The sequence below is a fragment of the Streptomyces sp. NPDC005963 genome (assembly GCF_040638655.1).
In the GTDB taxonomy this organism is placed as follows: Bacteria; Actinomycetota; Actinomycetes; order Streptomycetales; family Streptomycetaceae; genus Streptomyces.
The window spans coordinates 102155-117631 of the sequence record NZ_JBEXVD010000004.1 but is presented as its reverse complement, the minus strand read 5'-3'; the positions used below and the strand labels follow the sequence as shown (position 1 = coordinate 117631).

The 15477-nt window shown below is 69.7% G+C and carries 14 protein-coding genes; 8 read left to right on the top strand and 6 right to left on the bottom strand.

The features are described from left to right. Positions 1-3: 3 nt before the first annotated feature. From tpiA to ABZ348_RS08400, 6 genes are all read left to right on the top strand, one after another. Positions 4-780 carry a triose-phosphate isomerase gene (gene tpiA, locus ABZ348_RS08425; protein WP_358930649.1) on the top strand — a complete coding sequence of 259 codons (777 nt, stop codon included), beginning with the start codon at positions 4-6 and terminating at the stop codon, positions 778-780. Positions 781-897: 117 nt separating this feature from the next. Continuing rightward, positions 898-1128 (top strand): preprotein translocase subunit SecG, encoded by a 231-nt coding sequence (gene secG, locus ABZ348_RS08420; RefSeq protein WP_338678195.1) that lies wholly within the window; start codon positions 898-900, stop codon positions 1126-1128. A gap of 134 nt (positions 1129-1262) precedes the next feature. Beyond that, positions 1263-1598 (top strand): RNA polymerase-binding protein RbpA, encoded by a 336-nt coding sequence (locus ABZ348_RS08415; RefSeq protein ID WP_079110552.1) that lies wholly within the window; start codon positions 1263-1265, stop codon positions 1596-1598. Positions 1599-1825: 227 nt separating this feature from the next. Further along, positions 1826-3517: a glucose-6-phosphate isomerase gene (pgi, locus tag ABZ348_RS08410; protein WP_358930647.1), complete on the top strand. Its 1692-nt coding sequence runs from the start codon at positions 1826-1828 to the stop codon at positions 3515-3517. A 5-nt stretch (positions 3518-3522) separates the two neighbouring features. Beyond that, positions 3523-4038, top strand: coding sequence for a PH domain-containing protein (locus tag ABZ348_RS08405; protein WP_358930645.1), 516 nt, complete (start codon positions 3523-3525; stop codon positions 4036-4038). Further along, the gene (locus ABZ348_RS08400; protein ID WP_358930643.1) at positions 4035-5690 is read left to right on the top strand and encodes a PH domain-containing protein; all 1656 of its coding nucleotides are present in this window, start codon (positions 4035-4037) and stop codon (positions 5688-5690) included. Before ABZ348_RS08405 ends, ABZ348_RS08400 begins: the two co-directional genes overlap by 4 nt. Positions 5691-5968: 278 nt before the next feature. Here ABZ348_RS08400 and pgl read toward each other — a convergent pair whose 3' ends face one another. The 5 genes from pgl to tkt are packed head-to-tail and all read right to left on the bottom strand — an operon-like array spanning position 5969 to position 12589. Further along, a complete protein-coding gene (pgl, locus tag ABZ348_RS08395) occupies positions 5969-6751 on the bottom strand; it encodes a 6-phosphogluconolactonase (protein ID WP_358930641.1) in 783 nt (260 codons plus the stop codon). Then, the gene (gene opcA / locus ABZ348_RS08390) at positions 6748-7806 is read right to left on the bottom strand and encodes a glucose-6-phosphate dehydrogenase assembly protein OpcA (protein WP_358930639.1); all 1059 of its coding nucleotides are present in this window, start codon (positions 7804-7806) and stop codon (positions 6748-6750) included. The genes pgl and opcA overlap by 4 nt, the downstream gene beginning before the upstream one ends. Further along, positions 7803-9335, bottom strand: a complete 1533-nt coding sequence (gene zwf, locus ABZ348_RS08385) for a glucose-6-phosphate dehydrogenase (RefSeq protein ID WP_358930637.1) — start codon at positions 9333-9335, stop codon at positions 7803-7805. Before zwf ends, opcA begins: the two co-directional genes overlap by 4 nt. Positions 9336-9340: 5 nt before the next feature. Then, positions 9341-10459: a transaldolase gene (tal, locus tag ABZ348_RS08380; protein WP_358930635.1), complete on the bottom strand. Its 1119-nt coding sequence runs from the start codon at positions 10457-10459 to the stop codon at positions 9341-9343. A 42-nt stretch (positions 10460-10501) separates the two neighbouring features. Then, complete coding sequence (tkt, locus tag ABZ348_RS08375) at positions 10502-12589, bottom strand: transketolase (protein WP_358930633.1); 2088 nt, start codon at positions 12587-12589, stop codon at positions 10502-10504. Positions 12590-12880: 291 nt separating this feature from the next. On the opposite strand from tkt, the gene ABZ348_RS08370 reads away from it, so the two are divergent. Beyond that, positions 12881-13828, top strand: coding sequence for a heme o synthase (locus tag ABZ348_RS08370; protein WP_358930631.1), 948 nt, complete (start codon positions 12881-12883; stop codon positions 13826-13828). A 215-nt stretch (positions 13829-14043) separates the two neighbouring features. Beyond that, the gene (locus tag ABZ348_RS08365; protein ID WP_358930630.1) at positions 14044-14376 is read left to right on the top strand and encodes a hypothetical protein; all 333 of its coding nucleotides are present in this window, start codon (positions 14044-14046) and stop codon (positions 14374-14376) included. 78 nt (positions 14377-14454) lie between these two features. Here the strand turns inward: ABZ348_RS08365 and ABZ348_RS08360 are convergent, their stop codons facing one another. Continuing rightward, a complete protein-coding gene (locus tag ABZ348_RS08360; RefSeq protein ID WP_358930628.1) occupies positions 14455-15444 on the bottom strand; it encodes a COX15/CtaA family protein in 990 nt (329 codons plus the stop codon). Positions 15445-15477 lie beyond the last annotated feature (33 nt).

Here is a 15477-nt window from a genome sequence, read left to right as displayed (position 1 = left end):
TCCATGAGTACCCGTACCCCCCTGATGGCGGGCAACTGGAAGATGAACCTCAACCACCTTGAGGCCATCGCCCACGTCCAGAAGCTCGCCTTCGCCCTGGCGGACAAGGACTACGACGCCGTGGAGGTCGCCGTTCTGGTGCCCTTCACCGATCTGCGGTCGGTGCAGACCCTGATCGACGGCGACAAGCTGAAGATCAAGTACGGCGCCCAGGACATCTCCGCCCATGAATCCGGCGCGTACACCGGCGAGATTTCCGGCTTGATGCTTTCGAAGCTCAAGTGCTCCTACGTCGCCGTTGGTCACTCTGAGCGACGTCAGTACCACGCCGAGACGGACGAGATCTGCAACGCCAAGGTGAAGGCCGCGTTCAAGCACGGCATCACTCCGATCCTCTGCGTCGGTGAGGGCCTGGACGTCCGCAAGGCCGGACAGCAGGTGCCGCACACCCTCGCCCAGCTCGACGGCGGCCTCAAGGACGTCCCGGCCGAGCAGGCCGAGACGATCGTCATCGCCTACGAGCCCGTCTGGGCCATCGGCACGGGCGAGGTCGCCACCCCCGAGGACGCCCAGGAGGTCTGCGGCGCGATCCGCGGCCGGCTCGCCGAGCTGTACTCGCAGGAGCTGGCCGACAAGGTCCGCATCCAGTACGGGGGCTCGGTCAAGTCCGGGAACGTCGCCGCGATCATGACCCAGCCCGACGTCGACGGCGCCCTGGTGGGCGGTGCGGCGCTGGACTCGGACGAGTTCGTCAAGATCGTCCGGTTCCGCGACCAGTGAGTATGCGGTAGGGCAGATCCGTCGTACCCTTGCGGGGGCCGGGGTGGCTTGCCATCCGGCCCCCGTCGTCATAGAAGTTCCGAGAGATTTGCCAGGAAGTAGGGTCCAGCCGTGGTTATGGGGTTCTCGATCGCCCTGATCGTCTTCAGCCTGCTGCTGATGCTGCTGGTGCTGATGCACAAGGGAAAGGGCGGCGGCCTCTCCGACATGTTCGGCGGCGGTATGCAGTCGTCCGTCGGCGGGTCCTCGGTCGCCGAGCGCAACCTGGACCGCATCACCGTCGTGGTCGGTCTGATGTGGTTCGCCTGCATCGTCGTGCTGGGTCTGCTGATGAAGCTGGACAGCTGACCCACGGGTTATCCGCCCCGGGATGGTAGGTAACTCCAATCCCTGGACGAGCGTTGGGCCTTACGTAGACTGGGGCACCGCGGCGCAGCCGCTGTGAGACGCTGTACAGCACCATCACGCAGGGAGTTACGACCGTGGCAAGTGGCAACGCGATCCGGGGAAGCCGGGTCGGAGCGGGGCCGATGGGCGAGGCCGAGCGCGGCGAGTCCGCGCCCCGCTTGCGCATCTCCTTCTGGTGCTCCAACGGGCACGAGACGCAGCCGAGCTTCGCCAGTGACGCGCAGGTCCCTGACACCTGGGACTGCCCGCGCTGTGGATTCCCGGCCGGTCAGGACCGGGACAGCCCTCCGGACCCACCGCGCACGGAGCCGTACAAGACGCACCTCGCCTATGTACGGGAGCGGCGCAGTGACGCGGACGGGGAAGCGATTCTCGCCGAGGCACTGGCCAAACTGCGCGGCGAGATCTAGGACTTGGAAACCGGCCGGGACACCTTGGGTGCCCGGCCGGACGCATGTCCCGCGCTTGCCGGGACCGGTCGGCCCCTCGGGCGTCCACCACGACCGTCGTGTGCCCTCCGGCCTGTTTTCGCTCCTACCGGGCGACGCCGCTGCGTGCTTCTCTCACCCGCCGTTCTGATCAATTAGGTTGGAGACGGCGCAGCAGGCAAGCACGACAGAATTGGGCTGATGTCCGAGTGAACGCACCAAGCCGCCCCAGGCTCAACCGCATTCCCGAGTGGACCGCTCTCGGTGAGCACCGTGAGCAGTTGGGACAGACACATCTACGGGAGCTGTTCGCGGCGGACGCGGCGCGCGGCACCGCGTACACCCTGCGGGTCGGCGATCTGCATCTGGACTACTCCAAGCACCTGGTGACGGACGAGACACTGGGTCTGCTGCGGGCGCTGGCCGAAGCAACGGACGTGGCAGGGCTGCGGGAGGCGATGTTCCGCGGCGACCGGATCAACATCACCGAGGACCGGGCAGTGCTCCACACCGCGCTGCGCGCCCCCCGCGACGCGGTGATCGAGGTGGACGGGGTGAATGTGGTCCCCGACGTCCATGCGGTGCTGGACCGCATGGCGGCCTTCTCCGAGCAGATCAGGGCGGGGGAGTGGACCGGTCATACGGGACGGCCCATCCGGGCGGTCGTCAACATCGGCATCGGTGGATCGGACCTCGGTCCGGCGATGGCGTACGAGGCACTGCGTTCGTTCTCGGCGCGCGATCTGACGGTCCGTTTCGTGTCCAACGTCGACGGGGCCGACCTCCACGAGGCGGTACGCGATCTGGATGCGGCCGAGACCCTCTTCGTCGTGGCCTCGAAGACGTTCACCACGGTCGAGACCATCACCAATGCCACCGCGGCGCGCGACTGGCTCCTCGGCGAGTTGAAGGCAGGTCAGGAAGCGGTCCCCCGGCACTTCGTGGCCCTGTCGACGAACGCGGAGAAGGTCGCCGACTTCGGGATCGACACCGCGAACATGTTCGAGTTCTGGGACTGGGTCGGCGGGCGCTACTCCTATGACTCCGCCATCGGCCTCTCCTTGATGATCGCCATCGGGCCGGCGGCGTTCCGGGAGATGCTCGACGGCTTCCACCTGGTCGACGAACACTTCCGCACGGCACCCGCCGAGGCCAATGCGCCGCTCTTGCTGGGTCTGCTGGGCGTCTGGTACGGCGCGTTCTTCGACGCCCAGTCGCATGCCGTGCTGCCGTACTCCCACTATCTGAGTCGGTTCACCGCCTATCTCCAGCAACTCGACATGGAGTCCAACGGCAAGTCGGTGGATCGTACGGGTGCGCGCGTCGACTGGCAGACGGGACCGGTCGTATGGGGCACTCCGGGCACCAACGGGCAGCATGCGTATTACCAGTTGATCCATCAGGGCACCAAGACCATCCCGGCGGATTTCATCGGCTTCGCCCGCCCGGTCGCCGACCTCGGGCCCGCCCTCGCGGCCCAACACGACCTCCTGATGGCGAACTTCTTCGCCCAGACGCAGGCGCTCGCCTTCGGCAAAACGGCCGACGAGGTACGGGCGGAAGGCGTGCCGGAGCGGTTGGTTCCGCACAAGACGTTCCTCGGCAACCACCCGACGACCACGATCCTCGCCGACGCACTCACCCCCTCGGTCCTGGGTCAACTGATCGCCCTGTACGAGCACAAGGTGTTCGTGCAGGGCGCGATCTGGAACATCGACTCCTTCGACCAGTGGGGTGTCGAACTGGGCAAGGTGCTGGCGAAGCGGATCGAGCCGGCGCTCACGGCCACGTCCACGGACACCCAAGACGCGACAAGTGCAGCGGCTGGTTCGGGCGACGAGCGGCTCGACAGTTCGACCGCCGCCCTGGTCGCCGCCTATCGCTCCTTGCGAGGGCGTTGATCCGGATGGATGAGGGGGCGAGGGGCGAAGAGGCAGTGGTGCGATTGAGACCGCCCATCCACATGCTGGATGAGCGGGTCGTGGCCTGGTGGCGGGTGCAGTCCCTGATCGGTACCGCGGCGGTCGCCGCGGTACCGGCCGTCCTCGCGATCTTCCTGGACCCCGCGCGGGGCTGGCTGCTGGCGGTGGCGGTCGCGCTGGCCGTCCTCGGGGCGCTGGAGGCGCTCGCCGTCCCCCCGTGGCGGTTCCGGGTCCACCGCTGGGAGGTGACGGACGAGGCGGTCTACGTCCGGACGGGAGCCTTCTGGCAGGAGTGGCACATCGCGCCCATGTCCAGGATCCAGCGCGTGGACACCATGCGGGGACCGCTGGAGCGGGCCTTCGGACTCTCCACGGTCACCGTGACCACCGCCTCGTCCCGCGGCGAGATCAAGATCGAGGGGCTCGACCGGCAACTGGCGGCGGAACTGGCGGAGCGGTTGACCCGGCTCACCCAGGCCACGCCCGGGGACGCCACATGACCTGGGAGCGCGCGCCGAAGCCCGAGGGGGAGGAGCCCCCGACGGATGCTCCCAGGGATGCCCCCGGCCCGGCGGCCGACAGTACTCCCCGGCCACACCCCACCGAAGACGCTGGTGACCCGGCCGACTGGCGGAAGCTGGACCAGCGGGGCGTTCTCGTCACCGCCGCTGTGCTGTCGTCCGTCGCTGCGGGCATCTGTCTCCCCGTGCTGCTGGGCCTCTCCAGCGGTGCCTGGTTCGGCGCCGGGCCGCGGCGCGGCACCGGTCTCGTCGTGCTCCTCGGCGCCGCCGTCCTGCTCGTGGTCGGCGGGGCGGCCGTCGAACACCTCAACTGGCGCCGGACCCGCTACCGCGTCGGCGCCGAGCGGGTGGAACTGCACACCGGAGTCCTCTGGGTCACCCGTCGCTCACTGGCCCGCGAGCGCATCCGCAGCGTGGACCTCTCGGCCAATCCGCTGCTGCGCATCCTCGACCTGGTGAAGGTCCGCATCGGCACCGGGGAGCGCAGCGGCGGCGAGTCCACGCTGGAGCTCAGCCCGGTCTCCAAGGCTGAGGGCGAGCGGTTGCGCACGGAACTCCTCGGCCGCCCCAGCCGCCCCGACACCGTTCACGGGGACGGGGTGCTCGCCGCCGTCGATCCCGCCTGGATCCGCTATGCGCCGCTGTCCGTGCTCGCCCCGGTGCTCGGTGGTGCGGCGGCGGGTGCGGTGATGCAGGTCAGTGAGTGGTTCGGGGCGCAGGGAGAGGTCATCGAGTGGGTGGGCGACCGTTTCGAGGAGACCTCCATCGCGGTGATGGTGGTCGTCCTGGTGCTGGCCGCGCTCATGGCCGGTGTGGTGGGGGCCCTCGGCGTCTGGGTCGAGGTCTGGTGGGCCTATCGGTTGGAACGGGAGCCGGGCGGCACGCTCCGGGTGCGCCGGGGACTGTTCACCGCCCGTTCCGTCTCGATGGAGGAGCGCCGGCTGAGGGGTGTCGAGTTGATCGAACCCTTCGGCATACGTTTTCTGGGGGCGGCCCGTCTGGACGCCGTCGCCACCGGGATCTCCCATGACGACGGGGACAAGCACGCCGACCTCAAGTCCCTGTTGCCACCGGCGCCCCGGGAGATCGCGGACACCGTCGCGGGCCGGGTGCTGCGGGAGGTGCGCACACCGACCAGCGCCGCCCTGACCCCGCACCCCCGGGCGGCCCGGGCCCGCCGACTGCGCTGGGCGCTGGCGGCCGTTGCGTTGCCGGCCGCAGTCCTGGCCGTCCTGGGTGCATGGCTGACGCCGGTCCTGGCATATCTGGCCGCGGGGTACGTCGTGGTGGCGCTGCCCGTGGCGGTGTTCTTCGCGCTGGACGCCTACCGGAGCCTGGGGCACACGCTCAGCGGCGACTATCTCGTCGCCCGTTCCGGTACGGCCCGTCGGGCGACCGTCGCACTCCAGCGCGGCGGGGTGATCGGCTGGGCGATCCAGCAGTCGCTGTTCCAGCGGCGGGCGGGGCTGTTGACCCTGACCGCCACCACCGCGGCGGGCAGCGGCGCCTACACGATCCACGACGCGGCACAGGACGAGGGGCTCGCCTTCGCCGCGGACGCGGTGCCGGGACTGCTGGAACCCTTCCTCGTACGGGACGAGCCGGCCGAGGAGGGCGCGGCGGCCGGCTGAGGTTCTGCGACGGGCATCAATGGCCGGTCGCCGGATAGAGGCAGCCCGTCTCCGGGTAGGGCCCGTTGACGGTCGCCCAACCGGAAGGCGTTGTTCAGACCGTTGTTCGGGGCGCCGTCCGCCACACCGTCTTCCCTGCGGGACGTGGAGGGGGCGTGTCTGCTCCTTCCGTGGAAGAGGCCACCCTGTCCGTGGAAGAGGCCACCCGGTCGGCGCCGGAAACATACCTGTGGCCCGGTCCGAGCAACGGACCGGGCCACGGCGGCAGTTGGTGCTTGCTAGGCGGATGCCGGCGGGTAGAGGTCCCGGGGCAGCTCGGACGCCGCCGCCGAGTCCAACAGCCAGAGCGTGCGGCTGCGCCCCCGGGCACCGGCGGCCGGGGTCTGGATCTCCCCCGCCCCCGACAGCGCCATCGCGACCGCGTTGGCCTTGTCCTCGCCCGCGGCCAGCAACCACACCTCACGGGCCGCCCGGATGGCGGGCAGCGTCAGGGAGATCCGGGTCGGCGGCGGTTTCGGTGCGCCGTGCACCCCGACCACCGTCCGCTCGGTCTCCCGTACGGCGGGCAACTCCGGGAACAGCGAGGCCACATGGGTGTCCGGACCGACGCCCAGCATCAACACGTCGAAGGTGGGCACAGGACCGTGGTCCTCCGGGCCGGATGCAGCGGCCAGCGCCTGTGCGTAGGCGGCGGCTGCCGCCTCCACGTCGCTGCCGTACGCACCGTCCGAAGGGGCCATGGGGTGCACCCGCGCCGGGTCCACCGCCACCCGGTCCAACAGCGCCTCGTGGGCCTGGGTGACATTGCGTTCGGGGTCCCCGTCCGGCAGGAACCGCTCATCGCCCCACCACAGGTCGAGGCGCTGCCAGTCCACCGCGTCCCGGGCCGGTGAGGCCGCGAGGGCCGCCAACAGGGCGTTGCCGTTGCGACCGCCCGTCAGCACCACCGAAGCCGAGCCGCGCGCCGCCTGTGCATCCACGATCCGGGTGAGCAACCGGGCCGCGGCTGCCTGCGCCATCAACTCCTTGTCCCGGTGGACGACCAGTTGCGGAGTGCTCACTTGGCCGCCGCCTTGCGTGCGGGAGCCTTGCGGGCCACGGCCGGAGCGGCTGCCTTCTTCTCCGCGGTCGACGCGGCGGAAGGCGCCGCGTCCGATGTGCCCGGACGCGGCGAAGCGCCCTCGGCCTCGCCGTCGTCGAGCCGGTCCACGCCGAAGCGCAGCGTCGCCTCGTAGGTGTCGTCCGGGTCCAGCCTGCGCAGCTCCTCCGCGATCAGTTCCGCGGTGTCACGGCGCTTGAGGGCCACCGCGCGGTCGGGCTGCCCGTGGATGGCGAGGTTCGCCAGGGACCCGTCGGCGCGGTCGAGGACGATCGGGCCGCTGCTCGTCTCCATGCGGACCGCGGTCAGGCCGGGCCCCGAGGAGAGCGAGCGCCGCACCGGCACCGAGAGCCGGTCCGCCAGCCACATGCCCAGCAGTTCCACACTGGGGTTGAACTCCTCGCCCTCCACCTCGACCGAGGTGACGTCGCACACCACCTGGTCCAGCGCGGCGGCGAGCATGGAGCGCCAGGGCGTGATCCGGGTCCAGGCCAGATCCGTGTCCCCGGGGGTGTACGCCTCGGAGCGCGCGGTCAGCTCGTGGATCGGCCGCTCGGCTGCGTAACTGTCGGTGACCCGCCGCTGGGCCAGTGCGCCCAGCGGGTCCTTGGCGGGGTCCAGCGGCGCATTGACCGGCCACCAGACCACCACGGGGGCGTCGGGGAGCAGCAGCGGCAGCACCACCGACTGGGCGTGGTCGGTGACCTCGCCGTACAGCCGCAGGACGACCGTTTCACCGTTGCCCGCGTCCGCGCCGACGCGCACCTCGGCGTCCAGGCGGGTCTGTGCCCGGTCGCGCGGCGAGCGGGAGACCCGCTTGATGACCACGAGCGTCCGCGAGGGGTGCTCGCGGGACGCGTCGTTGGCGGCCTTCAGCGCGTCGTAGGCGTTCTCCTCGTCCGTGACGACGACCAGGGTCAGGACCATGCCGACGGCCGGGGTGCCGACCGCTCGGCGCCCCTGCACCAGCGCTTTGTTGATCTTGCTGGATGTGGTGTCCGTGAGGTCGATCTTCATGGCCGACGCCAGCTCCGTCCGTCTCGTGCGAGCATTTCGTCCGCCTCGATCGGGCCCCAGGTCCCGGACGGATACTGGGCGGGCTTGCCGTGGGTGTCCCAGTACGTCTCGATGGGATCGAGGATCTTCCAGGACAGCTCGACCTCCTCCACCCTCGGGAAGAGGTTCGAGTCACCGAGCAGGACGTCGAGGAGGAGGCGCTCGTACGCCTCGGGGCTCGACTCGGTGAAGGACTCCCCGTAGGCGAAGTCCATCGAGACGTCCCGAACCTCCATCGAGGTGCCCGGCACCTTGGAGCCGAACCGCAGTGTCACGCCCTCGTCCGGCTGCACCCTGATCACCAGGGCGTTCTGCCCCAACTCCTCGGTCGCGGTGTGGTCGAAGGGGGAGTGCGGAGCCCGCTGGAAGACGACCGCGATCTCCGTGACCCGCCGCCCCAGCCGCTTGCCCGTCCGCAGGTAGAAGGGCACGCCGGCCCAGCGGCGGTTGTCGATCTCCAGCTTGATCGCCGCATAGGTGTCGGTCGTCGACTTGGGGTCGATGCCCTCCTCCTGGAGGTAGCCGACGGCCTTGGCGCCGCCCTGCCACCCGGCCGCGTACTGACCGCGCACGGTGTTCGCGCCCAGGTCCTTGGGCAACCGGACCGCGCCCAGCACCTTGGTCTTCTCCGCCGCCAGCGCGTCCGCGTCGAAGGAGGCGGGCTCCTCCATGGCCGTCAGCGCCAGCAGTTGCAGCAGATGGTTCTGGATGACGTCACGGGCGGCACCGATGCCGTCGTAGTACCCGGCACGGCCGCCGATGCCGATGTCCTCGGCCATGGTGATCTGCACATGGTCGACGTACGACCGGTTCCAGATCGGCTCGAACAGGGTGTTGGCGAACCGCAGCGCCAGGATGTTCTGGACGGTCTCCTTGCCCAGGTAGTGGTCGATGCGGAAGACCTCGTGGGGCGGGAAGACCTCGTGCACCACCTGGTTGAGCTCCTTGGCCGACACCAGGTCGTGGCCGAAGGGCTTCTCGATCACGGCACGCCGCCAGGAACCCTCCTTCTGGTCGGCCAGGCCGTGCTTCTTCAGCTGCTTGACCACCTTGGGGAAGAACTTCGGCGGCACCGACAGATAGAAGGCGAAGTTGCCTCCGGTGCCCTGTGCCTCGTCCAGTTCGGTGATCGTCTTCTTCAGCGTCTCGAACGCGTCGTCGTCACCGAAGTCGCCCTGGACGAACCGCATCCCCTGGATGAGCTGCTGCCAGACCTCCTCCCGGAACGGAGTGCGGGCGTGGGCCTTGACCGCGTCGTGGACCTCCTGTGCGAAGTCCTCGTTCTGCCACTCCCGACGGGCGAACCCGACCAGGGAGAAACCCGGCGGCAGCAACCCGCGATTGGCCAGGTCGTAGACGGCGGGCATCAGTTTCTTACGGGACAGGTCACCCGTGACACCAAAGATGACCAGGCCCGACGGCCCCGCGATACGCGGGAGCCGTCGGTCGGCGGCATCACGAAGCGGATTTGCTTCGCCGGTACCGAACAAGGTCGTCAGCCCTCCGAGGGGGCGAGGCGCTTGAGCTCCGCCTCGGTCGACTTGAGCAGATCGTTCCAGGAGGCCTCGAACTTCTCGACGCCTTCGTCTTCCAGCAGCTTGACGACATCGTCGTACGAGATGCCCAGCTCCGCGACCGCAGCCAGCTCGGCACGCGAGGCGTCGTAGGTGCCGCGCACCGTGTCACCGGTGATCTGCCCATGGTCCGCGGTGGCGTCCAGGGTGCTCTCGGGCATGGTGTTCACCGTGCCCGGCGCGACCAACTCGTCCACGTACAGGGTGTCCTTGTACGCCGGGTCCTTGACTCCCGTCGAGGCCCACAGCGGACGCTGCTTGTTGGCCCGAGCGCGGTCCAGCACGGCCCAGCGGTCCGAGCCGAAGACCTCTTCGTACGCCTCGTACGCCAGGCGCGCATTGGCGAGCGCCGCCTTGCCACGGGCGTCCTTGGCCTCGGCGGTACCCAGCGCGTCCAGCCGCTTGTCGATCTCAGTGTCCACGCGGGAGACGAAGAACGAGGCCACCGAATGGATCTTCGACAGATCCAGACCGCGCTCCTTGGCCTTCTCCAGGCCCGCCAGATAGGCGTCCATCACCTCGCGGTAGCGCTCCAGCGAGAAGATCAGCGTGACGTTGACGCTGATGCCGTTCCCGATGGTCTCGGTGATCGCGGGCAGACCGGCCTTGGTCGCCGGGATCTTGATCAGGGTGTTGGGACGGTCCACCAGCCAGGCCAGCTGCTTGGCCTCGGCGACCGTCGCGGTGGTGTTGTGGGCCAGTCGGGGGTCGACCTCGATCGAGACCCGGCCGTCCTGACCTCCGGTGGCGTCGAACACCGGCCGCAGGATGTCGGCGGCGTCCCGCACGTCCGCCGTCGTGATCATGCGGATGGCTTCCTCGACGGTGACCTTGCGCGCGGCCAGCTCCGCGAGCTGCCGCTCGTAGCCGTCGCCGCTGCTGATCGCCTTCTGGAAGATCGACGGATTGGTGGTCACGCCCACCACGTGCTGTTGATCGATCAGCTCGGCCAGGTTCCCCGAGGTGATCCGCTTGCGCGACAGGTCGTCGAGCCAGATCGCGACGCCTTCGTCGCTCAGGCGCTTGAGTGCGTCTGTCATGAGGGTTGCATCTCCTGCTTGATACTCAGTCGTTTAACGGCGTCAGCGTGCAGCGGCGGCGAGAGATTCCCGCGCGGCTGCGGCAACCGCGTCCGCGGTGAATCCGAACTCGCGGAACAGGACCTTCCCGTCCGCCGACGCACCGAAGTGCTCCAGCGAGACGATCCGACCCGCGTCACCCACAAAGCGGTGCCAGGTGAGCCCGATGCCGGCCTCCACCGCCACCCGCGCCCTGACGGCGGGCGGCAGCACCGAGTCCCGGTACTCCTGGTCCTGAGCCTCGAACCACTCCACCGACGGCATCGAGACCACCCGGGTCGGCACCCCGGCCGCCTGGAGCTGATCCCGCGCCTCGACGGCGAGCTGCACCTCGGAACCCGTACCGATCAGCAGCACCTGGGCGTCGCCGCCCTCGGCCTCGAACAGCACATAGCCGCCGCGCGCCGCGTCCTCGTTGCGCTCGTACGTCGGAACGCCCTGACGGGTCAGCGCCAGACCGTGCGGCGCGCCCACGCCGAACTCCTTCGTGTACCTCTTCAGGATCTCGCGCCAGGCGATCGCCGTCTCATTGGCGTCGGCCGGGCGGACGATGTTCAGGCCCGGGATGGCCCGCAGCGACGCCAGGTGCTCCACCGGCTGGTGGGTCGGGCCGTCCTCGCCGAGACCGATCGAGTCGTGCGTCCAGACGTAGGTGACGGGCAGGTGCATCAGCGCCGACAGCCGCACCGCGTTGCGCATGTAGTCGGAGAACACCAGGAAGGTGCCGCCGTAGATGCGGGTGTTGCCGTGCAGCGCGATGCCGTTCATCACGGCCGCCATCGAGTGCTCGCGGATGCCGTAGTGGACCGTGCGGCCGTACGGGTTCGCCTCCGGCAGCGGGTTGTCCGCGGGCAGGAACGACGAGGTCTTGTCGATGGTGGTGTTGTTGGAGCCCGCGAGGTCGGCCGAGCCGCCCCACAGCTCCGGCACGATCGCACCGAGCGCCTGGAGGACCTTCCCGGACGCCGCCCGGGTGGCGACGCTCTTGCCGGGCTCGAAGTCGGGGATCGCCTCCTCCCAGCCCGCGGGCAGCTCGCCCGCTCGCACCCGGTCGAACTCGGCCGCGCGCTCCGGGTGGGCGGTGCGCCAGGCGGCGAACGTCTTCTCCCACTCGCCGCGCGCCTCACGGCCCCGGTCCAAGGCCCCGCGGGTGTGCGCGATGACCTCGTCGGAGACCTCGAAGTGCTGCTCGGGGTCGAAGCCGAGGACGCGCTTGGTGGCCGCGACCTCCTCCTCGCCGAGCGCCGAACCGTGCGCCGCCTCGGTGTTCTGGGCGTGCGGGGCCGGCCAGGCGATGATCGAACGGGCCGCGATGAAGGAGGGCCGCTCGGTCTCGGCCTGCGCCGCCCTCAGCGCCCGGTACAGGGCCGCGGGGTCGAGGTCGCCGTTCTCCTGCTGCTCCACGCGCTGGACGTGCCAGCCGTACGCCTCGTACCTCTTGAGGGTGTCCTCGGAGACCGCGGTCTCCGTGTCGCCCTCGATCGAGATGTGGTTGTCGTCCCACAGGAGCACCAGATTGCCCAGCTTCTGGTGACCGGCGAGGGAGGACGCCTCGGCGGCGATGCCCTCCTGGAGGCAGCCGTCACCGGCGATGGCGAAGACCGTGTGGTCGAACGGCGAGGTGCCGGGCGCCGCCTCCGGGTCGAACAGGCCGCGCTCGTAACGGGCGGCCATCGCCATGCCCACGGCGTTGGCGACACCCTGGCCGAGGGGACCCGTGGTCGTCTCCACACCGGTGGTGTGGCCGTACTCCGGGTGGCCGGGGGTCTTGGAGCCCCAGGTCCGGAACGCCTTCAGATCGTCCAACTCCAGCCCGAAACCGGCCAGGTAGAGCTGGGTGTAGAGGGTGAGCGACGAGTGCCCGGCGGAGAGCACGAACCGGTCCCGACCGGTCCAGTCCGCGTCCGCGGGATCGTGGCGCATCACCTTCTGGAAGAGCACATAGGCGGCGGGCGCGAGGCTCATGGCCGTACCGGGGTGGCCGTTGCCGACCTTCTGTACGGAATCCATGGCCAGGACGCGGGCGGTATCAACGGCCCGCTGGTCCAGATCGGTCCACTCAAGGTCTGTGGTGGTCGGCTTGGTGCTCACCCTGGGTCAGGGCTCCTCTCCACATGTCTGTGCACGTGTTCCCACGTGCCGTCCCCCGGTGACGCGAAAGCACCGGGCGGCATCGAGCCTACCCGCGACACGGCCGACGGCCCGTCGGTGAAGCCGCCGGCCCGCCCGTGGGAGCGTTGCCGCAGGCAGGGCCGGGCGTTCAACACGAGCGCACCCCCGTGCGGAGCGGCGTACGGGCAGCCTCTAAAGTGACGTCGTACGCGCAAGCCACGACCGGACCCTTTCCTCGGCTCCGGGGCTTGCTGGGAGTCTCTGTCAGGGGTGTGCGTGACGGCCGTCGAATCCCGTCCAGCGGGGGTGCTCGGGACGAGCCCCGGCGCCCGGCCGTTCGGGGCCAGGGTCAAGGCATTCGTGGCCCTCACCAAGCCACGAATCATCGAGCTTCTGCTCATTACCACCGTGCCCGTGATGTTCCTCGCGGCGCAAGGGGTGCCCGACCTCTGGCTGGTGCTCGCCACCTGCTTCGGTGGCTATCTCTCCGCGGGCGGCGCCAACGCGCTGAACATGTACATCGATCGCGATATCGATGCCCTCATGGACCGCACCTCGCAGCGACCCCTGGTCACCGGCATGGTGTCGCCGCGTGAGGGCCTGGTCTTCGGCATTACGCTCGCGATCGTCTCCACGCTCTGGTTCGGGCTCCTGATCAACTGGCTCTCCGCCTGGCTCTCGCTCGGCGCGCTCCTCTTCTACGTCGTCGTGTACACGATGATCCTGAAGCGGCGCACCTCGCAGAACATCGTCTGGGGCGGCATCGCCGGCTGCATGCCGGTTCTGATCGGCTGGTCCGCGGTCACCAACTCGATGTCCTGGGCCGCGGTCATCCTCTTCCTGGTCATCTTCTTCTGGACGCCGCCGCACTACTGGCCGCTGTCGATGAAGGTGCGCGAGGACTACGCCCGCGTCGGGGTCCCGATGCTGCCGGTGGTCGCCTCCAACCGGGTGGTGGCCCGCCAGATCGTCCTCTACAGCTGGGTGATGGTCGGCGTCTCACTGCTGCTCACCCCGCTCGGCTACACCGGGTGGTTCTACACGACGGTGGCGCTGGCCACCGGCGGATGGTGGCTGTGGGAGGCCCACGCACTCCAGGCGCGCGCCAAGTCCGACGTCACCGGCGGCAAGCTCAAGGAGATGCGCCTCTTCCACTGGTCGATCACCTATGTGTCGCTGCTGTTCGTCGCGGTCGCAGTGGACCCCTTCGTCAGCTGACGGGCCCTGCCGGCCGGCCCCGCACCCCCTCGGGTGCGGGGCTTCATCGTTCTCGGGGACGGTTTCTCGGGCACGCTCTCCCGGAGAGCTTCCCGAAGGGGTCGGAGCGACCTCGTACCCGTGCGTTCCCCAGGGGAGGTACGCACGGCCTTCGTGGCACACACCACGTGGGTGCGCCATCGCCTTCGGGCATACCCGTGCGTAGCATCGCGATCATGGCAGACATCATGCAGTCGGAGCGCCGCGCCGAGCGCAAGGCGGCCAAGCTCGCCCGGGAGATCGGCGCCTTCTCCCGCGCCCACGGGGGCGCCGAGGGTCAACTCGCCTATCTGGGACAGGCCGGTACCCGGATCGTCCTCGTCGGGGAGGACGGCCGCTGGGGCGATCTCGTCGCCCCCACCCACCCGATCGCCGTCGCCGCTGCCGACAAGGCCGGCCTCACCCTCCACGACTCCTTCGACGGAGAATTCGCGGCCAAGGTCCGCACCGGCCCCTACGAGTGGAGCCGGATGGCGGGCATCCAGGTCGGCGGCCCCACGGACGACTGACCCCCGGCGGGGCCCACGCGCAAGGGAGGAGCCCCACCGCGTACGGGATTCCGTGCGCGGTGGGGCTCCTTCGTACGGTCAGAGAGCGGAGAGCACGGGGTCGCTCTGCGCGGGTACGGTGGCGGGCGCCTGCGAACGCTCCCGCAGGCTCAGGGCCAGCCGCAGCACGGCGATCCACATCAGGGCCGAGCCGAGCATATGGGCGCCCACCAGGATCTCCGGCACCCCGGTGAAGTACTGGAGGTAGCCGATGCCGCCCTGGAGCAGCAGGATGACCAGCAGGTCCCGGGAGCGGGCCCGGATGTCGGTCGGGGCGTCCACCACGCGCAGCACGAACCACATCGCGAGGGCCAGCGCGCACACCACCCAGGCGGAGGCGGCGTGGACGTGCGCGGCGTTCGCCCAGTCCCAGGGCATCCGCGGCACGTCGCTGCTGTCGCCCGCGTGCTTGCCCGAGCCGGTCACTCCGGTGCCCAGAACGATCAGCACCACCGAGGTGAGGACGATCGCCCAGGACAGTTGACGGACCGGGCGTGGCACCCGCGGGCGGGGAGCAGCATCCGTCTCGCCCGCCCGGTGCCAGGTGAGGACGGCCACGGTGAGCAGGGCGTTCGCGGCCAGGAAGTGGCCTGCCACGGTCCAGGGGTTGAGGCCGGCCCAGACGGTGATGCCACCGAGGACGGCATTGCTGAGGACGATCCAGAACTGCGCCCAACCGAGCCTGGTCAGGGGGTACCGCCGCGGCTTCGCCGAGCGGGCGGCGATGATCGCCCAGCCCACCGCGGCCGACAACACATAGGTGAGCAGCCGGTTGCCGAACTCGATCGCCCCGTGCAGACCCTGCTCGGGGGTGGCGAAGAGACTGTCGTCCGTGCACTTGGGCCAGGTGTCGCAGCCGAGACCGGAACCGGTGAGCCGGACCGCTCCACCGGTGACGATGATCAGCACCGACATCACGACGGCGGAGAGGGCGGCACGCCGGACGATACGGGGAGACGCGGTCCAGCGTCGGGCGATGAGAGCGAGGGGGGTCTGCACGGCCCTATCGTAGGCGGGTGCCTTGTGCATGTTTTCACGAGGGGTGGGATCGACCGGCGCGCC